This window comes from Nevskia soli DSM 19509 (genome assembly GCF_000711955.1).
Classification (GTDB): domain Bacteria; phylum Pseudomonadota; class Gammaproteobacteria; order Nevskiales; family Nevskiaceae; genus Nevskia; species Nevskia soli.
The window spans coordinates 1-20490 of record NZ_JONR01000011.1 but is presented as its reverse complement, the minus strand read 5'-3'; the positions used below and the strand labels follow the sequence as shown (position 1 = coordinate 20490).

The 20490-nt window shown below is 66.2% G+C and carries 30 protein-coding genes and 1 pseudogene; 13 read left to right on the top strand and 18 right to left on the bottom strand.

From position 1 onward, the window contains the following. Window position 1: 1 nt before the first annotated feature. Window positions 2-853 carry a metal-dependent hydrolase gene (locus BP26_RS0107380; RefSeq protein ID WP_029919934.1) on the bottom strand — a complete coding sequence of 284 codons (852 nt, stop codon included), beginning with the start codon at window positions 851-853 and terminating at the stop codon, window positions 2-4. A gap of 236 nt (window positions 854-1089) precedes the next feature. On the opposite strand from BP26_RS0107380, the pseudogene BP26_RS28350 reads away from it, so the two are divergent. The 3 genes and pseudogenes from BP26_RS28350 to BP26_RS0107365 all read left to right on the top strand — a co-directional run. Then, a pseudogene (locus BP26_RS28350) lies at window positions 1090-1314 on the top strand (LysR substrate-binding domain-containing protein); the annotation flags it as partial. Window positions 1315-1420: 106 nt separating this feature from the next. Beyond that, entirely contained in the window at window positions 1421-2710 is a 1290-nt protein-coding gene (locus BP26_RS0107370; RefSeq protein ID WP_157572409.1) for an oxygenase MpaB family protein, read from the top strand. 39 nt (window positions 2711-2749) lie between these two features. Further along, entirely contained in the window at window positions 2750-3397 is a 648-nt protein-coding gene (locus tag BP26_RS0107365) for a TetR/AcrR family transcriptional regulator (protein ID WP_084182892.1), read from the top strand. 84 nt (window positions 3398-3481) lie between these two features. Here the strand turns inward: BP26_RS0107365 and BP26_RS0107360 are convergent, their stop codons facing one another. The 5 genes from BP26_RS0107360 to BP26_RS0107340 all read right to left on the bottom strand — a co-directional run bounded on the left by BP26_RS0107360 (window position 3482) and on the right by BP26_RS0107340 (window position 7309). After that, window positions 3482-3829 carry a GFA family protein gene (locus tag BP26_RS0107360; protein WP_029919930.1) on the bottom strand — a complete coding sequence of 116 codons (348 nt, stop codon included), beginning with the start codon at window positions 3827-3829 and terminating at the stop codon, window positions 3482-3484. A gap of 73 nt (window positions 3830-3902) precedes the next feature. Further along, window positions 3903-4658: an SGNH/GDSL hydrolase family protein gene (locus tag BP26_RS0107355; RefSeq protein WP_084182891.1), complete on the bottom strand. Its 756-nt coding sequence runs from the start codon at window positions 4656-4658 to the stop codon at window positions 3903-3905. Between the two features lie 93 nt (window positions 4659-4751). Beyond that, the gene (locus BP26_RS0107350) at window positions 4752-5075 is read right to left on the bottom strand and encodes a hypothetical protein (RefSeq protein ID WP_029919928.1); all 324 of its coding nucleotides are present in this window, start codon (window positions 5073-5075) and stop codon (window positions 4752-4754) included. 42 nt (window positions 5076-5117) lie between these two features. Next, window positions 5118-5774: a YcxB family protein gene (locus tag BP26_RS0107345; protein ID WP_084182890.1), complete on the bottom strand. Its 657-nt coding sequence runs from the start codon at window positions 5772-5774 to the stop codon at window positions 5118-5120. Window positions 5775-5941: 167 nt separating this feature from the next. After that, window positions 5942-7309, bottom strand: coding sequence for an APC family permease (locus tag BP26_RS0107340; protein ID WP_036516283.1), 1368 nt, complete (start codon window positions 7307-7309; stop codon window positions 5942-5944). 266 nt (window positions 7310-7575) lie between these two features. Here BP26_RS0107340 and BP26_RS0107335 point away from each other — a divergent pair, with 266 nt between their 5' ends. Further along, window positions 7576-7962 carry a Rap1a/Tai family immunity protein gene (locus BP26_RS0107335; RefSeq protein ID WP_029919925.1) on the top strand — a complete coding sequence of 129 codons (387 nt, stop codon included), beginning with the start codon at window positions 7576-7578 and terminating at the stop codon, window positions 7960-7962. A gap of 48 nt (window positions 7963-8010) precedes the next feature. Here BP26_RS0107335 and BP26_RS0107330 read toward each other — a convergent pair whose 3' ends face one another. Continuing rightward, complete coding sequence (locus BP26_RS0107330; protein ID WP_029919924.1) at window positions 8011-8652, bottom strand: dihydrofolate reductase family protein; 642 nt, start codon at window positions 8650-8652, stop codon at window positions 8011-8013. 256 nt (window positions 8653-8908) lie between these two features. After that, the gene (locus BP26_RS0107325; protein WP_029919923.1) at window positions 8909-9544 is read right to left on the bottom strand and encodes a TetR/AcrR family transcriptional regulator; all 636 of its coding nucleotides are present in this window, start codon (window positions 9542-9544) and stop codon (window positions 8909-8911) included. Window positions 9545-9594: 50 nt separating this feature from the next. On the opposite strand from BP26_RS0107325, the gene BP26_RS0107320 reads away from it, so the two are divergent. Then, window positions 9595-10179, top strand: coding sequence for a DUF1772 domain-containing protein (locus tag BP26_RS0107320; protein ID WP_029919922.1), 585 nt, complete (start codon window positions 9595-9597; stop codon window positions 10177-10179). Here BP26_RS0107320 and BP26_RS0107315 read toward each other — a convergent pair. The 10 genes from BP26_RS0107315 to BP26_RS0107275 all read right to left on the bottom strand — a co-directional run bounded on the left by BP26_RS0107315 (window position 10142) and on the right by BP26_RS0107275 (window position 14874). Further along, entirely contained in the window at window positions 10142-10450 is a 309-nt protein-coding gene (locus tag BP26_RS0107315) for a HigA family addiction module antitoxin (protein WP_029919921.1), read from the bottom strand. The two genes, BP26_RS0107320 and BP26_RS0107315, sit on opposite strands and share 38 nt — an antisense overlap. 12 nt (window positions 10451-10462) lie before the next feature. Further along, complete coding sequence (locus BP26_RS0107310) at window positions 10463-10744, bottom strand: type II toxin-antitoxin system RelE/ParE family toxin (RefSeq protein ID WP_029919920.1); 282 nt, start codon at window positions 10742-10744, stop codon at window positions 10463-10465. Between the two features lie 59 nt (window positions 10745-10803). Continuing rightward, window positions 10804-11124 (bottom strand): hypothetical protein, encoded by a 321-nt coding sequence (locus BP26_RS0107305; RefSeq protein ID WP_029919919.1) that lies wholly within the window; start codon window positions 11122-11124, stop codon window positions 10804-10806. Between the two features lie 4 nt (window positions 11125-11128). Next, window positions 11129-11545, bottom strand: coding sequence for an energy transducer TonB (locus BP26_RS28345; protein ID WP_169740659.1), 417 nt, complete (start codon window positions 11543-11545; stop codon window positions 11129-11131). Between the two features lie 67 nt (window positions 11546-11612). Continuing rightward, window positions 11613-12095 carry a RidA family protein gene (locus tag BP26_RS0107295; protein ID WP_029919917.1) on the bottom strand — a complete coding sequence of 161 codons (483 nt, stop codon included), beginning with the start codon at window positions 12093-12095 and terminating at the stop codon, window positions 11613-11615. A 37-nt stretch (window positions 12096-12132) separates the two neighbouring features. Beyond that, complete coding sequence (locus tag BP26_RS0107290) at window positions 12133-12426, bottom strand: HigA family addiction module antitoxin (RefSeq protein WP_029919916.1); 294 nt, start codon at window positions 12424-12426, stop codon at window positions 12133-12135. A gap of 39 nt (window positions 12427-12465) precedes the next feature. Then, the gene (locus BP26_RS0107285; protein ID WP_029919915.1) at window positions 12466-12807 is read right to left on the bottom strand and encodes a hypothetical protein; all 342 of its coding nucleotides are present in this window, start codon (window positions 12805-12807) and stop codon (window positions 12466-12468) included. A gap of 128 nt (window positions 12808-12935) precedes the next feature. Further along, the gene (locus BP26_RS0107280; RefSeq protein WP_029919914.1) at window positions 12936-13514 is read right to left on the bottom strand and encodes an RDD family protein; all 579 of its coding nucleotides are present in this window, start codon (window positions 13512-13514) and stop codon (window positions 12936-12938) included. Window positions 13515-13591: 77 nt separating this feature from the next. Further along, window positions 13592-14128 (bottom strand): DUF3251 domain-containing protein, encoded by a 537-nt coding sequence (locus BP26_RS28340; protein WP_084182888.1) that lies wholly within the window; start codon window positions 14126-14128, stop codon window positions 13592-13594. A 50-nt stretch (window positions 14129-14178) separates the two neighbouring features. Then, a complete protein-coding gene (locus tag BP26_RS0107275; protein ID WP_029919913.1) occupies window positions 14179-14874 on the bottom strand; it encodes a LexA family transcriptional regulator in 696 nt (231 codons plus the stop codon). A gap of 87 nt (window positions 14875-14961) precedes the next feature. Here BP26_RS0107275 and BP26_RS0107270 point away from each other — a divergent pair, with 87 nt between their 5' ends. The 8 genes from BP26_RS0107270 (at window position 14962) to BP26_RS0107230 (ending at window position 20072) form a co-directional block, all read left to right on the top strand. Further along, window positions 14962-15282 carry a YdaS family helix-turn-helix protein gene (locus BP26_RS0107270; protein ID WP_084182887.1) on the top strand — a complete coding sequence of 107 codons (321 nt, stop codon included), beginning with the start codon at window positions 14962-14964 and terminating at the stop codon, window positions 15280-15282. Window positions 15283-15507: 225 nt separating this feature from the next. After that, entirely contained in the window at window positions 15508-15753 is a 246-nt protein-coding gene (locus BP26_RS0107260; RefSeq protein ID WP_029919911.1) for a hypothetical protein, read from the top strand. Continuing rightward, window positions 15750-16736: a YdaU family protein gene (locus BP26_RS27440; RefSeq protein ID WP_051748554.1), complete on the top strand. Its 987-nt coding sequence runs from the start codon at window positions 15750-15752 to the stop codon at window positions 16734-16736. The genes BP26_RS0107260 and BP26_RS27440 overlap by 4 nt, the downstream gene beginning before the upstream one ends. Continuing rightward, window positions 16733-18154 (top strand): replicative DNA helicase, encoded by a 1422-nt coding sequence (locus BP26_RS0107250; RefSeq protein ID WP_051748551.1) that lies wholly within the window; start codon window positions 16733-16735, stop codon window positions 18152-18154. Before BP26_RS27440 ends, BP26_RS0107250 begins: the two co-directional genes overlap by 4 nt. Window positions 18155-18560: 406 nt before the next feature. Beyond that, window positions 18561-18779: a hypothetical protein gene (locus BP26_RS0107245; RefSeq protein ID WP_029919908.1), complete on the top strand. Its 219-nt coding sequence runs from the start codon at window positions 18561-18563 to the stop codon at window positions 18777-18779. A gap of 323 nt (window positions 18780-19102) precedes the next feature. Continuing rightward, complete coding sequence (locus BP26_RS29295; protein ID WP_157572408.1) at window positions 19103-19264, top strand: hypothetical protein; 162 nt, start codon at window positions 19103-19105, stop codon at window positions 19262-19264. Then, window positions 19261-19728: a hypothetical protein gene (locus tag BP26_RS0107235; RefSeq protein ID WP_029919907.1), complete on the top strand. Its 468-nt coding sequence runs from the start codon at window positions 19261-19263 to the stop codon at window positions 19726-19728. The genes BP26_RS29295 and BP26_RS0107235 overlap by 4 nt, the downstream gene beginning before the upstream one ends. 59 nt (window positions 19729-19787) lie before the next feature. Beyond that, window positions 19788-20072: a hypothetical protein gene (locus BP26_RS0107230; RefSeq protein WP_029919906.1), complete on the top strand. Its 285-nt coding sequence runs from the start codon at window positions 19788-19790 to the stop codon at window positions 20070-20072. The last annotated feature ends 418 nt before the right edge of the window (window positions 20073-20490 follow it).

Genomic DNA, 20490 nt, shown 5'->3' with positions numbered 1-20490 from the left:
CTCAGGCGGCTTGCGCCAGTTGCTTGCGCTGTTGCTGCGCGGGGGCGATTTCCTTCAGGCGGCGCAGCAGGCGGCGGTTGTCGTGCTGCCAGGGGTGGAAGTCGGTGCGGAAGTAGTCGAGCCAGGCGGGGAGGCCTTTGCGCAGCAGGCCGTCGCGGCCGAGGAGGAAGCCGGCGAGCGGGCGGTAGGCGGCGAGGCGGCCCGGCCTGGCGCCTCGGCTTGCGTCCTTCTCGATCAGCACCGCGCTGAAGGCGGCGACGAGGGCGACGAAGGCGGCGCCGGTGATGAGCATGCCGCCGCAGCGCACGACGTAGGCTTCCACGCCGTCGCCCATGGCTTGGCGCCAGACGTCGTAGGCGACGGCCTTGTGTTCGGTTTCTTCCAGGGCGTGCCACAGCCAGAGCTGGCGGTATTGTTCCTGCGCGCCGTGCAGCATGCGTTCGTTGCCGAGCAGGTTGTCGGCGAGGATGGCGGTGAAGTGTTCCAGGGCGATGGTGACGGAGAGCTGCCAGGCGTTCGGCGCGGTCTTCTGCACGAGGTCCAGCACTTTTTTCACCAGCTGTTCGAGCTCGGCAGCGGGCAGGCCGGCCTCTTCGAGCTGCTGGTTGTAGGCTTCGTGCTCGCGGCCGTGCATGGCCTCCTGGCCGATGAAGGCTTTGACTTCGCGCTTCAGGCGGTCGTCGCTCACGCAGGCGCGGTAGTTGCGCACGCTGCCGATGAAGAAGCGCTCGCCCGGCGGAAAGAACAGGGACAGGGCATTGAAGAAATGGCTCACGCCCGCGCCGTCAGGGTGCCAGCTGGACAGGCGGGAGGCGGGCAGGTCGAATTCGTAATCACGCTGGACAGGCATCATGCCGGTGCTGCTCCGTCAAAAATGGTGCATTGCAGCATTAAGACCGGGAGCAGTGTGCCAGGGTTCCACTGGATCCGAAATATCCCGCCGAACGGTTGAACGGGGCTGGAAATGGCGCGCCCCGCCGGTTTGGGGCGGGGCGCGCGATCCGCTTCGTGCACATTGATGTCCTACAACTCGGCGAACTGCTCCGTAGTGAAGGCTTCGGCGGGGCCGAAGGACATGTGGTCGGCGTTATCGCCGCCGCACGCCTCAGCCTTGGCCTGATCCAGGCGCCGCGTTATCACCTGGCGGCGGATCTTGCGGCCGGCACGCTGGTGGCGGTGCTGCCGCAGTGGCCGCCTTCAGCGACGCCAGTGTCGCTGCTCTATCCGCACCGGCGCCAGTTGTCGCCGCGTGTGCGGGTGTTCATCGACTGGATCGCGCGGGAGTTCGCGCGGCATGAGGTGGGGGTGGTGTAGCGCCAGGGGAGCGGTTGCTTCAGCAGTGAAGCGGCGGTTTGCGCTTTGCAATGATACAAGAGTATGTTATTTGTAACATTGTATCTATCCAAGCGGGAGCGCGACCATGCCTTCAGTCCTCGATCAGCCAGTGGCGGCAGCCGCCGCGCCTTTGCCGCCGCGGTCCCTGCCGCCGGGCTTCATCCCGAGCCGTCACGGCGCCGCGCGCGAGCAGGCGCGTGGATTGCTCGGCACCTTGCGCCTGGTGATGCGCGGTGATCCGGAGCCGGACGCCGCGCGCTGGCAGGCGATGGGCGAGGACCTGATGCGCGGCGACGCGCCGGCGGACCGGCTGGTGGAGTGGATGCTGGCCGGGGACATGAAAGTGACGCGGCCGCTGTTCGAGCGCGCGCTGGAGAACGGCATCGAGTCGGTGCCCGAGGCGCCGGCGCCGCTGCGCGAGTTCTTCGCCGTGGTGGAGCGGCGGCCGGACTGGGTGGACATGAAGCTGGTGGCGGAAGGCGCGCTGGTCAATGACCGCGGCGGCATGGATTATTTCCTGGTCGATCGCGATCTGGCCCTGATGGGCGGCTATCAAGCATCGGCCTTCAACAAGGCTTTGCTGCTCACCGGGGCCTTGCAGAAAGGTGCGGGGCGGCGCGTGGCGGAAACCGTGCAATGGTGGTTGGACTGCACCGAGAAAGGGGGCATGGAGCGCTTCGGCGTCGGCTTCAAGTCCACCGTGCGGGTGCGGATGATTCATGCGCTGGTGCGGCGCCACGTCGGGCGCCTGCCGCAGTGGCGCCTGGAAGAGTGGGGCCTGCCGATCAACCAGGTGGATATGGCCGCCACCGCCCTGGCCTTTCCGATGGTGATGCTGCTGGGCGGTCGCATGATGGGCGTGCCGCTGACGCGGCGCGATTCGCGCGCGGCGATGCACCTGGGCCGCTATGCCGCCTGGCTGATCGGCGTGGAAGATCAATGGGTGCCGCGCGACGAGCGGGAGGGGCGCATCCTGCTGTACCAGTTCTCGCTGAGCATCACCAACCCGGACGAGACCAGCAAGCAGCTCGGCCAGGCGCTGATGAACGAGCCGCTGCAGCGTCCCTACACGCGCCTGCGCTGGCTGCGCCGACGCTATCAGTATGCGCGCCATCTGAGCGTCAGCCGTTTCTTCGTCGGCCGCGCCGGCATGCGCAATCTCGGGCTGCCGGAGAACGTGCTGCCCTGGTATCCGCTGCTGCGAGCGCCGCCGAACTTGCTATGGCGCCTGTTGGTGTGGCTGCTGCCGGGCGGGCGGCAATGGCAGGCGCGGCACGGGCGGCGGGCGACGATCGCGTTCGTGCGCTCGATGACCGGGCCGGAGTCGGCGCAGATCGGGCAGGCGGCGCGGCATATCACCGAGGCTGCGGCCTGATCATCCGGAGCAAGCCGCCGCTGGGATAAACTGCGGGACATGTCCGCCACGCTCGCCGCCCAGCTCGCCCGTTTCATCACCGACGATACGTCGGCGCCGGCCGACGCCACCGGCGACCGCATCCTCGACGCGGCGCTGGAGCAGTTCCAGAGCGTGGGCCTGCGCCGCAGCAGCATGGAGGACGTGGCCAAGCGCGCCGGGCTGAGCCGCGTCACCATCTACCGCCGTTTTCCGCAGAAGGACCGCTTGCTCGAAGCGGTGCTGCTGCGCGAGTGCCGGCGCCTGATCGGCGACATGCGCACGGTGATGTTGCCGCTGGCCACGCCGGAGCAGCGCATCGTGGAGAGCTTCGTCTTCGCCCTGCGCACCATGCGCGGCCATCCCCTGCTGGTGCGGCTGATGGCGATCGAGCCGGAAGATCTGCTGCCGGTGATGACGCTGCAGGCCGGCCCGGTCGTCGCCATCGTCAGCACCTTCATCGCCCAGCAGATCCGCGATGCGCAGCGACGCGGCGAGGTGCCGGCCTACGATCCGCGGCCGGTGGCGGAGATCCTCACGCGCATGGCGCAGTCGCTGATCCTGACGCCGCAGGGTGGCGTGCCGCTGGACAGTGAGCGCCAGATCCGCGCTTTCGCCCGCGACTACATCGTGCCCATCGTCATGCGGATGGTGCCGGCGGGGGAGTGAGGCAGGTTGCCGCTGTGGGTACAGCCTTGACGCCGTCGACCTGTTCCTTGTTGTCCAGGCGATCCCCGGCTGGGCCGGACGGTATCAGAACGAACGCCCGTCCACCGCGATCCGCTTCAGCGCGGCCACGTCCACGCCTTCCAGGCAGCGGACATTGACCGCCGCCGTCTCCGCGCCGGAGCGGTCCTTGCCGAAGCCGAAGGGTGCGCAGCCGCACGTCGGGCAGAAATGGTGCTGGATGACGTGCTTGTTGAAGGTGTAGGTAGCCAGCTTCGCGTCGGGCTTGAGCAGGGTGAGGCGGCTGCGCGGCACGAACCAAAGCAGGTAGCCCTTGCGGTTGCAGTGCGAGCAATTGCACTCCATCGCCTGCTCCAGCATGCCTTCGGCTTCGAAGGAGATTTGCCCGCAGTGGCAGCTGCCTTTGTAGATCATGTGTCTCCCCCTGGATGTGGTGATTTTGCGCTTCCGGGTGAGGCTTGAATGGCCATGCCGCAGCGAGAGCGTCCTATGAAGTCTGAAGCCCGTCGGCGCTCCATTGCCGCGCCGCCATGATCGCCGCCGGCTCCAGGCGGCGGATGATCCCGGCCAACTGGCGCGCCCACAGGGCATAGGCGCCCGCGCCGGGATGAAAGCCGTCGGAGGCCATCAGTGACAGATCCAGCGGGAAATCGATGGGGACGAAGGTGCAGCCCTCGTTACGCGGCGCCCAGTGACGCAGGTCCCGGTTGAGCCGCCGGGCGCGCAGGCCCAGGTACCAGCGCAGCGGCTGCGGCAGGGCGGGGAAATGGTGCAGGGGCGGCAGGCTGGAAAGCAGGATGTGCCGGGCCCGGAATCTGCCCTTCAGCAACGCGACCAGCCGCTGCTGCACCGCCAGCCATTGCGCCCGGCCGGTGCTGCCGGTGACGTCGTTGACGCCGGTGGCGGTGACGACGATGTCGAAAGGCTGCTGCGGTTCCGCCTCAAGCCGCGCCAGGACTTCCGCACTGGTCAGGCCGCTGGTGGCGACGAGCTTCCACGACACGCGGAACGCGGCGGCGAGCGCGGCAACGAGCTGGCCGGACAGCGCCTCGGCCTGCGTCGCCACGCCGACGCCCGCGGCCGAGGAATCGCCGAGGATCAACAGGCTCAGCGGCGGCCCGCTCCCCTCGACGCCCTGGCGCAGCCCGTCCGGCTCCGGCAGGCGCGGCGTCACCCGCCGCACATAGCGGCCTTGCGCCAGCAGGACGGGGCCTAGGCCGATGGTGGTGAAGTGGTAGCCCATTGGGTCAGATCTTCAGGCGGTTGAGCGGACGAAGTACAGCGTCATAACGGATGCGGATTCATGGTCATTGGGCCAGCTGGTGCAAAAGCCCGGCTAGTGCCCACTCCCGCCATCGTGCCCTCCGCCATTGCCGTGGTCGCTGTGGCTGTGATTGTGACCATTGCCGTAGTTCCCCGAAGCGGAGTAACTGCCGCTGGCGTCCACCAATCCATTGTCGGCTTTCGGCGGGTGACACGATCGCCGCCCCTCACGCAGGATATTCCAGCAGACGACAGCGCCGATGACCGGGATGATCCAGATGAACAGGATATGGAGGAGTTTCTGCTGCGTCTCGTAGGTTCGGCTGAACGCGACGCCGATCGTCGCCACAATATTGATGGCAAGTAGAAATACGCCCAGCCACAAGGCCCAGTTCATCGGAGCAATTGCCATTTCATTGAAATCAGTTTTCGCCTGGATTCAGCGTTGATCCAAGGCGGCCGGTTTTTCCGCCGGAGTTGCGGGCCGGGGATTAACCTTTTTCACGAGGTGTGCAGTGAAGTCCGCTAACTGATTGCTGCTCGCGAACGTCCGCTTGGGAATGTTCATGTACAGGATGCGGGAAGTGAACAGCAGCAATACGTGTTCGTCCTGAAGCCATTTGACGAAATCTCCCCAGGGTATGAGCATGTGCCCGTTCTCATTGTCGACGGTGAGGCCAGTCTCGCCCCACGAAAGCGTGAAGGGCCTGCTGATCTGCTTCCGCGCCCTGAACATCTTGCGTGCCCTGTAGGGAAAGTAGATCAGTCGGGTGAGCGCGCCCAGTATCCATCCGGCCGGGACCAGAAGCATGATGAACAACCCCAGGGAGCCATACCTGTGTGCCGCGGTAGGGGAAAACATCAGGAACAAACCCATGCCGAGATACATGACGCTCGGAATGAACGCCACAAAAATCCAGCGCTTGACGCTCCAGCGCGTACCGAGCTTGCTGCCTTGGAGGAAATCGGATTCTTCCAGCTGTACATGAATCATTGGATGCCCTGGGTCGGCCATTCGAATTCTCTCCTGCAAATCTTCGAAACACTGCCAGAAGACCCAATGTTCCGGATCGGCGGTGGCGTAGGCCTCTTGCATCGCGTCGGGGATGGACGCGGCGGCGATTTGGGCCCACCAGATTAGCGCAAGCGCGACCCGTCCAAGGGGCGGGAGCGGACGTGCCCGGATGGACGGTAGGGGCGGCCTGAAAGAGGGCGTACCGCGCGGTCTCCTGCTCAAGTTGCCCAAACTGACTTTACAGCGGGTCAGTGGATTACCGGCGGATGTCGTTGGCCCTTCCTGATCCACCAATACAACGGCACCCCCGCCAGGATCAGCGCGGTCCCCGCGAGCGAGTGCAGGAAGTTGGTGGCATAGGTATAGACCAGCACGGCACCGGCGGCGAGCACGAACAGCGCCGGCACCACCGGGTAGCCGGGCATGCGGTAGGGCGAGGGCGGTTCGCCCGGGCGGCGGCGGAAGACGAAGACGGTGCTGGCGGCGAGCAGGTAGATCAGCCACTCGGCGAAGATGGCCAGTTCGAACAGGGCCTGGAAGCCGGCGCTGAGCAGGAGCAGGGCGGTGGCGAGCAGGCCCTGCACGATGAGCGAGTTGGCGGGGCTGTGGAAGCGCGGGTGCACGGCGGCCATGCGGCGGAAGAACAGGCCGTCACGCGCGGCGGCGTAGGGGATGCGCGCGCCGGAGAGGACGGTGCCGTTGAGGGTGACGAGCATGCTCAGGGCCATGGCGGCGGAGACCAGGCCCGCGCCGACGGGGCCGGCGCTGCGCAGCATGGCTTCCACGGCGGGGCGCGGCGAGGCGGCCATGTCCGCTGGCGGCAGCACGTAGAGGATGGCGGCGTTGGTGAGCATGTAGAGGAAGGCGACGATGAGCAGGCCGAGGATCAGGGCCAGCGGCAGGGTGCGCTGCGGGTTCTTCACTTCGCCGGCGGCCATGTTCAGATCGTTCCAGCCGTCGTAGGCCCACAGGGTGGCGGTGAGGGCGATCATGAAGCCGGTGAAGCCGCCGGTGGCGCCGGGCAGGAGGGTGTGGAAGTTGGCGGTGTCGCCATGGCCGCCGGAGAGGCAGAAGCCGACTATGACCAGCACCAGCAGGCCCTTGAGCCAGGTGAAGACGAGCTGGAAGTTGGCGGCCTTCTCGATGCCCAGGTAGTTGAGCCCGGTGACGAGCCAGGCGAAGCCGATGGCGGCGGGCTGCGCCCACAGCAGGGGCAGGCCGTGGGCGATGGGGCGGTTGAGGAAGTCCAGCGCGGGGAAGGTGCCGAGCACGCGGGTGATGCCGATGGTGACGCTGGCGATGGAGGCCGGCTTGGCCACGGCGAACCAGGTCCACATATTGAGGAAGCCGGCGAGGTCGCCGTAGGCATCGCGCAGGTAGGCGTATTCGCCGCCCGCTTGTGGCCGGGCCGCGCCCAGCTCGGCGTAAGTCAACGCGCCGAACAGCGAGAGCAGGCCGCCGGCGATCCAGGCCAGGTACACCAACCCGGCCGAGCCGGCCGCCTGCATCATCTCGCGCGGCACCAGGAAGATGCCGCTGCCGATGATGGTGCCGACCACCACGGCGGTGGCCTGGGAAACGCCGAGGACGCGGGGGAGGGGCTGGTCTTGGTTCACCGGTGTTCCCTGGTGGCGCTGCGGTGCGGATGCTATGTGCGACTGATGCAGGAAGCGTGCGCAGGCAGGGCTTTGCGGATGCTGTCCTGCCGCCGCCGTCGATCAAGTCTGCCGGATTCGGCGCTGCCGTGTCTCGGCGGTGCCGCTACGCCCGGGCAAGGCCGGGAGGCTGGTATATTCGTGGCCCGCTCGCGCCGCGACAGGCGCGGCGTGCCGTGTATCGACGGCTCCCGGTGAAACACAAGGTCGAACCCATGAATGGCCGTATGAGCAGATTGCTGTTGCCGCTTGCCGCGGCTTTCGCGCTCGCCGTCTTCCCGGCGGATGCGCAGCAGGACACCGCGGGGCAGATGCTGTCCGCCTGCAAGGCCATTCCCGCGGCGCAGAGCGGCACCGGCGAGGTCCGCCTGCCCACGGATTTCTATACCGGCTATTGCTGGGGCGCGTTCTCCAGCCTGCAATCGGCAACCACCTCGAAGGACTGGCGGGGCCGGCAGCAGTTCGACGCCTGCGTGCCGCCGCAGACCACCAGGATGCAGCTCATCGCCGCGTTCACGCACTACGCCGGCAATCATCCCGAGCAGATGGAGAAGGATTACTTCGGCGTGGCGCTCGATGCGTTCAAGGATGCGTTTCCCTGTAGCCGGAAGTAGCGGGGGGCGTGCGTTCCGCGTGCTTCAGCTCAGCGCTATTCTCCGGCCTCAGCGGGTCAGGACGATGTGGGTGGCCTTCGCCGTGGCGGCGTGCTCGGTGACGCGGTAGCCCAGTTCCGGCAGGTTGATGCCTTCCAGCAGGTTTTCGCCGGAACCGAGGACAACGGGCGAGATGGCCAGGTGCAGTTCGTCGATGAGGCCGGCGCGCAGGAACTGGCGCACGGTGGCGACGCCGCCGCCGAGGCGGATGTCCTTGCCCTGGGCCGCGGCCCTGGCCTGCTCCAGGGCGGCGTGGATGCCCGCGGTGACGAAGTGGAAGGTGGTGCCGCCCTGCATGGGGATGGGGGCGCGGGCGTGGTGGGTGAGGACGAACACCGGCGTATGGTAGGGCGGATTGTCGCCCCACCAGCCCTTCCAGCTCTCGTCCGGCCAGGGGCCGCGCACGGGGCCGAACATGTTGCGGCCGAGGATGTTGGCGCCGATGTTGTGGAAGCCGCGGGCGGCGAAGTCGTCGTCGATGCCGGTGTCGCCGCCTCCCTTGCCGAACATCTTCTGGAAGGTGCGCGTGGCGAAGGCCCATTCGTGCAGGGCCATGCCGCCGACGCCGAGCGGGTTTTCGAGGTTCTGGCCCGGGCCGGCGCCGTAGCCGTCAACCGAGATGGAGAAGGCCTGGACTTTGAGTTTGCTCATTGGGGTTCCTCCCTGGATCTGGTCTGCCCGTCAACGCGCGGGGGGGGCGCGTTCACCGGACTGCTTCACGCCTGACGATCTTATTCCTGCTTTGATGGAGCGGAAGCGTGTAGGGTTGGAAGCGCTCGTGATCAGCAGTCGTAGGCAGGAATGCGCTCGGCTGTGGGGCAATCCGATCAAAGCGTCGTCATTGTGATTCCCCTCGCAACAGGATGCCACGCGAAGGCGCATGAAGCGAGTGGCGCCTATGGCCGCATCACTTCCCGCCGCGATACCGCGCCACCGTCTGCGCCACCAGTTCCTGCACCAGCACCTCCACCGCCGCTGCGCTGCGGTTGCGGGCGGAGAGGGCTTCGAACATTTCGAAGCCGGTGAGGGCGAAGAGCACGTCCACCAGTTCCGCGCTGGGCTTGGGTGCGTCCGGCAGCAGGCGCTTGACCAGTACCGTCAGGGACTGGCGGCGGCGCTCGGTGCGCAGGCGCAGGCTGGCGGCGGTCTCCGGGTCCAGCTTGGCCAGGGCGCCGAACTTGGGCATCAGCGGGCCGGCGCTGCCGTGGCCGGACCAGAAGCGGCAGAAGACGGAGACGAAGCGGCGCAGGGCGACGTCGATGTCGGGTTCGGCGAAGACCGCGGGCAATTCGGTCAGGCCGCCTTCTTCCGCCACGTCGTCGAACACCGCTTCCAGCAGGCCGCGCTTGGATTCGAACTGGTTGTACACCGTCAACCGCGTCACGCCGGCCTGCTTGGCCACGTTGTCGAGCGAGAACGGCGGCAGGCCCTTGCCGTCGCCGAGGAGGGTGCGGGCGGCGACGAGGATGCGCGCGCGCGTTTCATCGGCGGCGGCGGCGCGCGCGGGGCTGCTGTAGGAACGGGGTGTGCTCTTGACAATCATAAGTTGAGTATACAGTATGTATATCCAATATCGGCGACGAGGAGATACCGATGAACGAACTGAGCCTTATTGTGCTGGCCCGCGCGGTCCATGTCTTGTCCGGCGTGGCCTGGGCCGGCGCCACCTTCATCATGGCCGGCGTGGTGGCGCCCCTGCTGGCGCGGCACGCGGCGGAAGGCGCCGGTCGCTGGCTGAGTCTGGTGGGGCGGCGCGCCGCCCGCGTCTCGCTGATCGCGGCGCTGCTGACCATCGTCTCCGGCATCTACCTGTTCGCCACCCTGCATCATCACGACGACTCGGCCAGCGCCCGCGTGCTCGCCGCCGGCGCCGTGGCGGCGCTGCTGTCGCTGGCGGTGACCTTGCTGATCGGCCGCCCAGCCGGCCAGGCCCTGTTCAAGTTGCAGGCAGGGGCCGCGGAAGGTGCGCCGCCTTCAGCGGAAACACAGCAGCGCATCGCCGCCCTGCGCCAGCGCGCCATGATCAGCGGGCGCGTCACCGCCGGCTGCTGGGCGCGGCGGTGCTGGCGATGGCGGTGTTCCGGTATGCGGCGGCGGCGATTTGAGGAGAGGGCGATTAAAACCGGTCGCCCGGCAACACTCAGGTGGCGTGGCTGCCGCTTGCGGCCCACGGCTTGATCCTGGCGAGCGTTTTGGCCAGGGCATCCTTCGCTTGGGCAGCGTCGTAGTCCAGCTGCAGGCCGGTCCAGAACCCTTCGGACATGCCGAAGAAACGGGACAGGCGCAGGCCGGTGTCCGCCGTGACGCCGCGCTTACCCGCCACGATCTCGCCGATCCGGCGCTGCGATACGCCGATTTCCTTCGCCAGCCGGTACTGGGTGATACCCATGGGCTTGAGGAATTCTTCCAGGAGGATTTCGCCGGGATGTGGGTAGGGGATCTTGCGCATGTGCTTGCTCACTCAGTGATAGTCCACGATCTCGACGTCTGTCGGGCCCTGTGGGGTCCAGCGGAAGCAGACGCGAAACTGATCGTTGACGCGAATGCTGTATTGGCCGCTGCGCTTGCCTTTGAGGGCTTCCAGCCGGTTGCCGGGCGGGATGCGCAGGTCGTCCAGCTTTCCCGCGCGATTCAGCATCGCCAGCTTGCGCATGGCCACGGCCTCGATATTGACGAAACGCCGGATTCGCGTGCCGTCGAACAGGCTTTCCGTGTCGGTGCACGCGAAGGACTGTATTGCCATGGCGAATAGTAACGTAATTCGTTAGTAACGTAAAGCGTTAGTATGGCGAACTTGCATGATCAAAGGTGCGCCGTCGGCAGGCGGCTTTCGAATTGCACCCGGTACGGGCGCTCCACGCTTTTGCGCGCATCGGCCTCGACGAAGACGTGCAGCTCGCAGTCGGCCATGCCGTACAGGTCCCAGCGGGCCGCACCGACGTATTGTGCGGTAGCCGGCCGCTCGATGCGCAATGCCGGCTCGTGTGCCGAGATGACGGCCGTGCCTGTTACCGCGCGCTCCGGCGCCTTGCCGTGCGCTGTGGCACAAGGCACGGTGCAAGCCAGGGCCGTGATCAGGAGGCGGGTGAGCGTAGCCGCCTGGCCCCGGGTGAAAGCCCGCATGACTTCATCGGCAATTGCGCGGGGTCTGCGAGATGCAGATGCTCACGTTGGGAGTGAACTCGCGGGGATCGTCGGATGTGGGCAGCGGACTGGTTCGATAGACCGCCTGTATCACCGACTGATTGAACGCGGCGTCCCCGTCGCTCTCGGTGACTTCCGCCACCACGACGTCGCCGTCGCTGGTCATTTCCACGTCCACCAGCGCTCTGGCATTTTTATCCGAGCCCGGCGGGCGCTTCCACTTGCGCAGGATCGAAGCGGCCACATCCTGCGACCGGGAGCTTGCGTACTTTGCGGCCAGCGACGGGCGCGTTTCGGCTCCGGCGGCGGCTGCCGCTGTGGATTCTTCCTGTCTCGAGGCGCATCCGGACAATGAGGCGAGTGTCAATACGGCGAGTAGCAGCGGGGTAGCGGGTTTCAAGTCTGGCTCCAGTTATTCGGCAAAGGGTAACCTGCCAGCCACCCGCAGCACAGTCCGCCGCCCCACCTCAGGAAAACGCCACCTCGCCCTCGATCTCCACGGGGATGTCGAACGGCAGCTCCGCCATGCCCACCGCGCTTCTGGAGTGGGCGCCGATCTCCGGGCCGAAGAGCTCGAGGATCAGGTCGGAAAAGCCGTTGATCACGCTCGGCTGGCGGTTGAAGCCGGGCGCCGCGTTGACCATGCCGAAGACGCGCGCCCAGGCGGTGATGCGATCCAGATCGCCTAGGGCGCGTTGCAGACTGCCAAGGATGGACAGCGCCGTCAGCCGCGCCGCGTCGTAGCCCTGCTCCACCGACAGCTCCCGCCCCAGCTTGCCCAGCGGCGCGGCGAGCGAGCCGTCCGGATTCTGCGGGCCGTGGCCGGAGAAGATGGCGCGGTTGCCGACCAGCCGCACGAACTGGAAGGGCAGGGCCACGCCCGGCGGCGGCGTGATCGGCGGCGGCAGGATCAGGCCGCGGGCGGAGAGGCGGTGTTCGATGGTCGGCATGGGAGCCTCCGGGAATGTTCTGACGGCAGCTTGAGTATCAAGCTGCGGTAAGCCTGGCCTTGCCGACCTTGCCCAGATCGACCGTCCGCTTCGCCTGCCACAGATCGTGGTTGTACTGCAAGGCGAGCCAGCTCTCGGGCGAGCGGCCGAGCGCCTTGGAAAGCCGCAGCGCCATCTCGGGGCTGATGCCGCTGGTGCCTTTCAAGACCCGGCTCCGGGTGGATGCGGCGACGCTGAGCTTGAGGGCAAGCTCCCGGCCGCTGATGCCGTTGGGCTCAAGGTAGACCTCGGTGATGAATTTACCGGGATGGGTGGGATTGTGCATGGCCATCGGTAGTCGTCCTCGTAATCCAGGGCGTGTGCAGCCGGCCTACGGATTTCTCTTCGGCGCAAACGCATACACCAGCCCCGCAATGGAGGCCGCCAGGGCGAGCGCGAGCGTCGGCAGGAAGTTGAAGAACTGCATGGCGAAGGCCGTCAGGATCGTGAACACCATGGCCAGCGGGAAGACCACCTTGCCGCTGCGACACCGCAGCGCGCGGATCCCGCCGGTCAGCAGCGTCAGTACCAAGGCGATAGCCGGAAGCGCCGAGACGGGGCTCAAGGCGCCGGTCCTCACCAGGCTGAACAGCAGCGGGCCATCGAACGCCCATAGCGCGCATGCGGCCAGCGACAGGATGCCGGCCACGGTGCCGGTGATGGATGCGGTCACTTCTCTCACTTCGATTCCCCGATGCCGGGCGCACCGGCCGCCCAATTGTGCAGCGTCCCGCGGGATTCCCCTCGGCCGGAACCGGCGCCTCCCACTATTGCACATCTCTCCTGGCGATTCAGCGCAGCTCAGGTATTGACCGGCTCCGTGGGCGCAGGCGCGAGCGGCTGCGTCCGCGGCGGCAGCTTCACCACCACGGTGCCGGCGATGAAATCGTGCAGGCTCTGATTGCGCTTGCTCAGGAAGATGGAAGCGATCTCGGCGAGCAGAAGCACCGCGAATACCTTGGCGACGACCGGGTACCACGCCGGCTGCAGGCTCCTGAGCAGTTGCGTGTAGGCGCGCCCATGCAGCGTGCTGAACTGCTCCTCGGTCACATGCAGGGCGGCGATCATGGTGGCGGCGATCCACGGCAGGCTTTCGCAGAGCATGATGAGGTTGCGGCGGAAGGATCCGGCGTAGCCGATCGGCCCGCCTTCCAGCGTCACCACCTTGATGCCGAGCCAGCGCTTGCCGAGCGTCTGCCCGGACTTGGCGTGGAAGTAGAAGGTGTAGGCGCAGAGGATGAGTCCCTGGAACGGGATGAGCGATATGGCGGTGGACTGGTTGCCCGCGCCGATGGCGATCATCAGGCCGACGAGCGGAATCATCAGGAGGATGTCGAGGATGTGAGCGCCCAGGCGCGAACGGAAACGTGCGTAATCCATAGACCTTCAGTGTCCTGTTGAGTGTCCGGACCCGCGATGCTCCGCTAATCGGTGCTTACCCTTCTTCGACATTCGAATTATCGAGCGTAGCCGGAAAATTGAATACTTTTGGAATTCACATCCATGATGGATAGATAACCAAAATCTTCCTGCTTTATGTTAGGCAGGCTTACTTCGACAATGTTCCAGCGACTCGCAAATATATCGTTAGGTGCTGTTACGTTTTTAATTTCACGAACGGAAGAGTACCAAGTCGCTGGATTCTCAGATTCGCCTTCGCGACGACCATAGTCAACGGTGAACGAAACCCCAGAAAATGTCGCCGTAGAAAGGTTCCCAATGCTTATTTGAACTACCAAACCATCGGCTTGTTGTCGAATATTTTCTATGGCGAACGCAAAGCGATATCGTCCGTCTTCGTAGTAGTCGTAGCTTTTTGTTGCAGGGTCTAATTGAACCTGCGGCACTGGTTTGAAAGCCGCGTTTTCTAACGACTGAACTTTCTTCTCCAACGCATCTATTTGGCGCTGTAGTTGTTGTGTGTCGTTATTGTCTTTACATGCCCCGAGAGCAAGGGCTACACACAAGCCTATGGTCAGAGTTTTTATATTCATTTGCCCTCCCCATTAAAGCCGTTACGACCATCTCTGTCGCCGATGCAGGTTTACCCGCCCCGCCACACCACCCGCCCGATCACATTCAGCCGCTCGATCTTCGCCCCTTCCAGTACTTCGGTGGGGTATTGCGGCGAGGGGTTGTCGCTCTTCACTTCCAGGGCGCCGTCGGTGCGGCGGACCAGGCGCTTGACGCGCAGCTCGTCTTCCACGGCGATGGCGTAGACCTCGCCGCTCTTCACGGCGCGGTCGGCCATGTTGACCAGCACGATGTCGCCGTCCTGCAAGTAAGGCGACATGGAGTCGCCCTTCACGCTGATCAGGCGGCACTCGTTGGTGTGCAGGCCCTTGGCTTGCAGCCACTCGCGGCGGAAGGCGTGGGTGTTGTCCACCACTTCCTGCTTCCAGGCGTAGCGGCCTGGGCCGGCGGAGAGCATGGGGCCGTAGACGCGGGGGACGAAGGTGAATTCGTCGGCGGCGGCGGGCGGCGGCTCTTCGACGCGGTAGCCGGTGGGGGCGGGCGAGTGCTCGTCCGACCAGCGCGGGCCGTCGCCGGTGAGCGCCCATTGCAGATTGATGCCCAGGGCATTGCACAGCACCGCGGCGTAGTCGCTGCGTTTGCTGTCGCGCATTTCCAGGGCCTGGATGGTCTGCTGCTTGCCGGGCATGCCGGCGCGCCGGGCCAGCTCTTCCTGGCTCCAGCGCAGCTCTTCCCGCACCTGCTTGATTCGTCCGCCGAGATTCATGTTGTGAACTTAACAACGTACGTTGTTGATTCGCAAACAAAGATTGTTGTTGCCTGATAACAACAAACGTTGTAAATTGTTGTGGCCATGTCACAACAACTTTATCAAAATCCTTTCGTAATCAAGGCCATCGCCGCCTGTGCCGGCTCGCAATCCGAGCTGGCCCGGCGTTGTGGCGGACGGGTCAAACAGGGCCATATCTGGCGCTGGCTGCACACCCGCAAGCTCACCGCCGAGGCCTGCGCCGCGCTCGAATGCGGCTCCGCCGGGGCGGTGACCAAGGCCCAGATGCGGCCGGATCTGTTCGCCGCGGCCGGCAAGATCGGCGGCCGGGCGGGGCGGGCGCAGCGCCTGCCGGAAGCTACGCCCGCCCCCCAGCTCGCCTTGCAGATCGAGGCCACGCGATGAACGGCCTGGGCGTCTACCTCGTCATCGTCGGCCCCGCGCTGCTCGGCTGCGTCATCGGCTGGGGCACGCTGGCGCTGGGCAAGCGCAAGGGGTGGGGCTGATGCGCCATCCGGTCCACATCCATATCACACGTACCAACAGGTACGTGAACGCTTACCTCCCGAGGCGCGTCCGCGCCTCCTTCGCCGGCTGCGGCCGGCGCTTTCTATTCCCAAGGAGCCCGGCATGAGCCAGGAGCCGGCTGTGTACAGCACCGTGCCGCGCGTGTCCGCGGCGGGCGCGGAGCGCCTGTGGCGGCAGTTCAGCGAGCTGGGGCAGGCGCATGCGCGCCGCGCCGCCAGCAGCGAAGCGGAGAGCCGCCAGTGCTTCGAACGCGCCGCGGCCTATCGGCAGCAGATCCCCGCGCAGCGGCTGGCCGAGCTGGAAGCGCAGCACACCCATCACCTATCGGAGGAGAGCAGGGCGGCATGAATTACTACCCCCACAACATCGGCGACTACGCCGCCGCCACGCGCGGCCTGAGCCTGGCCGAGCACGGCGCCTACCGCACCATGCTCGATCTGTATTACCTCGACGAGCAACCGCTGCCCGCCGCGCCCGAGGCACTGTGCCGCGCCGTGGGCGCGCGCGGCGAGGAGGAGCGGGCGGCGGTGCTCATCGTCGCCCTCAACTACTTCGAGGAGCGCGACGGCCTGCTCTACCACAGGCGCTGCGAGGCGGAGATCGCGCATTACCAGTCCAATGTCGAGCGCTGCCGCAACAACGGCAAGAAGGGCGGCAGGCCGCGCATGTTCGGCGGCGATGTTCCACGCGAAACAAAACCCACGCCTAACCCAGGCCTAACCCAGGGCAAACCCAACCCTAACCCAACCCTAACCCAAGGCTTAGCCAAACAAGAACCAATAACCAACAACCAAGAAAAAGAAAAAACCTTTTGCACCCCTGCGGCGGCGAAAAAGGGCTCGGGTTCGCAGGCGCGTGTCATCACGCCGGCAGGCGCTCGCACACCGGCTGTCGGGGGCTTCCCTGACGGAAGCCCCCAGCCGGCAGCAGCGCAGGCCGTGAACAACAGCGGCGAGGCACCACCAGGCGATGCGCCAGGGGAAGCAGGCGGTTCATCACCCGATGCACCCACGCCCACCAAACCAGCCTCTGTGTTGGAAAACGAAATCGTGAAAGGCCCGAAAGACGAACCACCGGAGAAACCCGTCCGCCGCACCTACCTGCCCAAGGACTTCGCCATCTCCGAGCACGTGCGCGACTGGGCGCAGCGCAGGGGCCACGACCGCCTGGAGCACCGTTTCGAGTATTTCACCAGCTACGCCGTCCGCTGCGCCGCGCGCTATGCCGACTGGGACGTGGCCTTCATGGCCTCCATCCGCGACGACTGGGCCAAGCTCAATCCACCGCCCACGGCGCCGGTCTCCTACCTCGGTGAAGGAGACATCCTGTGAGCCGCCATCACCGCAACCACGCCGCGCGCAACAGCGCCCCCGCCACGCGCCAGCCGCCGTACTCGCTGGAAGCCGAGCAGGCCCTGCTCGGCGGCCTGCTCCTCAACAACCGCGTCTGGCACGACGTGACCCAGCGCCTGGCGGAGGAAGACTTCTACCGCCGCGACCACCAGCTCATCTACCGCGCCATCGGCGAGCTGCTGCTGCACGGCGAGCCGGCGGACTTCGTCACCGTCAGCGAGCACCTGCGCCAGCGCGAGTTGCTCGACGAAGCCGGCGGCCTGGCCTACATCGCCACCCTCAGCGTCGACACCGCCGGCTCCAGCAACGCCGCCGCCTACGCCGCCATCGTCCACGAGCGCGCCCTGCTGCGCGGCCTCATCGCCGCCGGGCAGGACATCGCCGGCCTGGGCTACAGCCCCGGCGCGCTGGCGCCGGATGCCCTGCTCGACGAAGCGCAGTCCCGCCTCACCCGCATCGCCCGCACCCGGCAGGTGCGCGCGCGCAGCTTCGCCGAGATCATCGACGTCGCCGACCAGGCCATCAGCCTCGCCCAGCGCAAGCGCGAAGCCGGCATCGACGGCGGCGTGCCCAGCGGCATCCCCTGCCTGGACGCGCGCACCGGCGGCTGGCAGCCGGACAACCTCATCGTCATCGCCGGCCGCCCGGGCCTGGGCAAGACCGCCCTGCTCAACCAGATCGCCGTCCACGCCGCCCGGCGCGGCCACGCCGGCCTCATCCTCAGCCTGGAAATGGGCCCGGAAACACTGGGCATCCGCGCCATGGCCAGCGCCGCCGGCGTCAACGTCTCCGCCCTCATGCGCGGCTACCGCGAGCCGCACGAAGCCGCCGCGCACGCCGGGGTGGAACTGAGCGGCCTGCCGCTGCACGTGGATACCGACACGTACTCCTTGAGCGGCATCTGCGCCCAGATCGGCCAGTACAAGCGCACGCACGACATCGAGTGGGCCGCCGTCGACCATATCGGCCTGATCGAAGTCGAGGGCTACAACACCCGCAACGAACAGATCGGCGCCATCACCCGCACCCTCAAGAAACTCGCCAAGCGCCTGCAGATCCCCATCATCGCCCTGAGCCAGCTCAACCGCGGTGTGGAGAAGGACCGCCGCCGCCCCACGCTCGCCGACCTGCGCGACTCCGGCAACATCGAACAGGACGCCGACGCCTGCCTCTTCCTCCACAGCGAGGCCGAAGACAACCAGGCCACCATCACCATGGAGCTGGGCCTGCTCAAGAACCGCGGCGGCCGCAAAGGCTGGATCGGCAAGCGCATCAGCTTCAATGGCGCCACGCAGACGTTTCACGAGCTGGTCGAGGACAGCCGCGGCGGCGAGCCGGACTTCGCGCCGCGTGGTGCGCCGATAGCGCATTGGCAGGATGCGGGGGAGGGATCATGAGCGCGCAGTGCTGTGCTTTGAACACTGGACGCTTGGTAAAAGTCCGTTCGCACCGAGTGTCCGCGCAGCGGATGTATCGAGGTGCCAGTGCCAAGCTCTCATCTTACTTCCGGAATTCGGCGCTACTCAAAGCCCGGCACTCCGTTGCTGTTCATCCCTCGATACGCGTTGCTTCGCGACGCACTCGGGACGAACGGTTGGGCGCAGGGGCCGGCAAACAGCCTGGTGCACCGCGCCCAGACGGCTCTCGCGCTCTGTTACCCGAGCGCGGTTCAACCTCATGCAGCACCCGTAGGGCGGCCCGTGGCCGCCGCTGCGCCACCCAAAGCCGGCGGCCATGGGCCGCCCTACACACCGCAAGCCCCCGCGTTTCGCAGCTGCTTCAAACACCAGCCCGGGAGGGCACATGTCCCACCAGGTAAAAGTCTTCGTGCTCGACAAGAGCCAGTTCAACCTCCTCCTGCGCGGCCAGGCCCGCGTGCGCAACCTGCCGGCGGACGGCAACATCGTCAGCGCCAGCCATGTCGGCCCCCAGCTCGGCTTCCTCGTCTACAGCCCCAGCTATCCGCACGCCGATCCGCGCCAGCCCCTGCCCACGGTGACCGCCGTGCTGGAGAAGGTATGAGCGCGCCGCGTGTCGCGGGTGTGCCGAATGGCCCTGGCGTGATGCGCACCCTCGGTGCAGGAACCGCTTTTCCCTCGCCCATACAGAAAACTCCGTTCGCATCGAGTGCCCGCGTAGCGGGTGTATCGAGATGCCAGCGCCAAGCTCCGGGCATGCCGAGTGACGGCGCAGCAGACATGTCATTCCCGAATGTCCCGAGTGAATCGCGCGGCGATTTGTACCGAGGGAGATGCCAAACCCACTCTCGCCGCAGCCCGCTTTCAACCTCGAAACAGAGCGAAACAAACCAATGAACACCCACCTGCCCGGCCAAGGAGCCCCCCATGCAGCCCACCTTCTACTGCCCCTGGTGCCAGACCCGCAAACCCGTCGCCACGGGCTTCAAGCAGATCGGCACGCGGCGCCGCAAATGCCTGCAATGCCACCACAACACCATGCCTCCGACCGCGCGGCCCGGCGGCGAGCACAAGAGGATCACCCCATGACCCGCAGATACCGGCCCGACCCGGACCAGGCCCTGTTCCGCGAAGCCCTGCGCCAGTGGATCGACTGGTTCATGACCTTCCACGGCGACAACCCCCAGCGCAACCTCAGCGGCGCCGACGGCGCCATCGCCGGCACCACCTACGACGCCGCCAACCGCCTCGGCCGCCCTTCCGACCAGCACGCCGACCACGTCCTCGGCAAACTCCTCGCCGACGAACGCCGCCACTGGGACTGGCCCGCCAGCATCCACGCCATCGTCATGGACATGCCGCGCGACTGGCGCGTCTGCCTCTACGGCACCGCCATGGAGTACTCGCAAGGCACCATCGGCCAGCAGATCGGCCTGCGCCAGCAACTGGTCAGCCTGATGGTGGCCAACGCGCGGCGCACGCTGCTGCTGCGGCTCAAGGTGCTGGCCAGGACGCAGCGCGTGATGCGCGAGATGGGCTGCGCCATGAAGTAGGGCAATCCGCTTTCCCACGAAACACCGTTTAACCCTAACCAACGATCCAGGAGCAACACATGAACGAATCCATCCTCAAGCCCAAAATCATCTGCGCCGCCGACATCGAGCCCGCCGACTTCGGCAAATTGGTTGAACGGCTCAACGGCACCATCCGCTTCCACATCACCACCGGCAACCGTCGCACAAAGTACGGCCTGCCTCTGAACCGCTGCCGCACCCACACGGAAATCCTCGGCTGGATCCTGCAGCTCTCCGGCAAGCAGTGGATGACCAGGGCGCACGTTGCACACTTCATTCGCCCGGTCTGCGAGGTCCAGGGGATCAGGATGCCGATGATCTGATTCGATAGCGCAATCCAGACAGGGCGGGTCGTGACCCGCCGTTTACCGCGTGCCGCTTCGCGACAGGCGGCCCGCAAGCCCGCTTGCCGGGCTTGTGCCCTGGAGGACGGGAACGGCCCACGCCGGCGCGCCGGCATACACGCCCCTGCGGATCTGCGCCGCGCTCGGAATATGCGGCCGCAAGGTCCGGCGGCTCACTGCCGCCGCGACATATGCCAGCATCCTGTTGCCCATCGATCTCCTCCGCGTTTCTATTGCCTTCAAGCTTGCGCGTGCGGTGGTATGGCCACCATTCGGGATTTCCGAAAGACGATTACGGCAAGTACTTAGAGCCTGTAACAGAATGAATCGCGCCTGCGACGGCGGTCATTTTTGCGCAGTGCAAGTCGGACAGAGTGCGGCATGGTGATTCCATGGT

Excerpts from the sequence above, each read along its gene's own strand:
- BP26_RS0107325 (WP_029919923.1), bottom strand. The coding sequence starts at position 9,544 with ATGATTGTCAAGAGCACACCCCGTTCCTACAGCAGCCCCGCGCGCGCC.
- BP26_RS0107280 (WP_029919914.1), bottom strand. The coding sequence starts at position 13,514 with ATGGATTACGCACGTTTCCGTTCGCGCCTGGGCGCTCACATCCTCGAC.
- BP26_RS0107275 (WP_029919913.1), bottom strand. The coding sequence starts at position 14,874 with ATGAATCTCGGCGGACGAATCAAGCAGGTGCGGGAAGAGCTGCGCTGG.
- BP26_RS0107370 (WP_157572409.1), top strand. The coding sequence starts at position 1,421 with ATGCCTTCAGTCCTCGATCAGCCAGTGGCGGCAGCCGCCGCGCCTTTG.
- BP26_RS0107260 (WP_029919911.1), top strand. The coding sequence starts at position 15,508 with ATGAGCCAGGAGCCGGCTGTGTACAGCACCGTGCCGCGCGTGTCCGCG.
- BP26_RS0107230 (WP_029919906.1), top strand. The coding sequence starts at position 19,788 with ATGAACGAATCCATCCTCAAGCCCAAAATCATCTGCGCCGCCGACATC.
- BP26_RS0107320 (WP_029919922.1), top strand. The coding sequence starts at position 9,595 with ATGAACGAACTGAGCCTTATTGTGCTGGCCCGCGCGGTCCATGTCTTG.
- BP26_RS0107235 (WP_029919907.1), top strand. The coding sequence starts at position 19,261 with ATGACCCGCAGATACCGGCCCGACCCGGACCAGGCCCTGTTCCGCGAA.
- BP26_RS0107315 (WP_029919921.1), bottom strand. The coding sequence starts at position 10,450 with ATGCGCAAGATCCCCTACCCACATCCCGGCGAAATCCTCCTGGAAGAA.
- BP26_RS0107365 (WP_084182892.1), top strand. The coding sequence starts at position 2,750 with ATGTCCGCCACGCTCGCCGCCCAGCTCGCCCGTTTCATCACCGACGAT.
- BP26_RS0107295 (WP_029919917.1), bottom strand. The coding sequence starts at position 12,095 with ATGCCGACCATCGAACACCGCCTCTCCGCCCGCGGCCTGATCCTGCCG.
- BP26_RS0107380 (WP_029919934.1), bottom strand. The coding sequence starts at position 853 with ATGATGCCTGTCCAGCGTGATTACGAATTCGACCTGCCCGCCTCCCGC.
- BP26_RS0107345 (WP_084182890.1), bottom strand. The coding sequence starts at position 5,774 with ATGCAAGAGGCCTACGCCACCGCCGATCCGGAACATTGGGTCTTCTGG.
- BP26_RS0107270 (WP_084182887.1), top strand. The coding sequence starts at position 14,962 with ATGTCACAACAACTTTATCAAAATCCTTTCGTAATCAAGGCCATCGCC.
- BP26_RS0107355 (WP_084182891.1), bottom strand. The coding sequence starts at position 4,658 with ATGGGCTACCACTTCACCACCATCGGCCTAGGCCCCGTCCTGCTGGCG.
- BP26_RS29295 (WP_157572408.1), top strand. The coding sequence starts at position 19,103 with ATGCAGCCCACCTTCTACTGCCCCTGGTGCCAGACCCGCAAACCCGTC.
- BP26_RS0107310 (WP_029919920.1), bottom strand. The coding sequence starts at position 10,744 with ATGGCAATACAGTCCTTCGCGTGCACCGACACGGAAAGCCTGTTCGAC.
- BP26_RS0107335 (WP_029919925.1), top strand. The coding sequence starts at position 7,576 with ATGAGCAGATTGCTGTTGCCGCTTGCCGCGGCTTTCGCGCTCGCCGTC.
- BP26_RS28340 (WP_084182888.1), bottom strand. The coding sequence starts at position 14,128 with ATGAATATAAAAACTCTGACCATAGGCTTGTGTGTAGCCCTTGCTCTC.
- BP26_RS0107245 (WP_029919908.1), top strand. The coding sequence starts at position 18,561 with ATGTCCCACCAGGTAAAAGTCTTCGTGCTCGACAAGAGCCAGTTCAAC.
- BP26_RS0107305 (WP_029919919.1), bottom strand. The coding sequence starts at position 11,124 with ATGCGGGCTTTCACCCGGGGCCAGGCGGCTACGCTCACCCGCCTCCTG.
- BP26_RS27440 (WP_051748554.1), top strand. The coding sequence starts at position 15,750 with ATGAATTACTACCCCCACAACATCGGCGACTACGCCGCCGCCACGCGC.
- BP26_RS0107360 (WP_029919930.1), bottom strand. The coding sequence starts at position 3,829 with ATGATCTACAAAGGCAGCTGCCACTGCGGGCAAATCTCCTTCGAAGCC.
- BP26_RS0107330 (WP_029919924.1), bottom strand. The coding sequence starts at position 8,652 with ATGAGCAAACTCAAAGTCCAGGCCTTCTCCATCTCGGTTGACGGCTAC.
- BP26_RS0107350 (WP_029919928.1), bottom strand. The coding sequence starts at position 5,075 with ATGAACTGGGCCTTGTGGCTGGGCGTATTTCTACTTGCCATCAATATT.
- BP26_RS0107290 (WP_029919916.1), bottom strand. The coding sequence starts at position 12,426 with ATGGCCATGCACAATCCCACCCATCCCGGTAAATTCATCACCGAGGTC.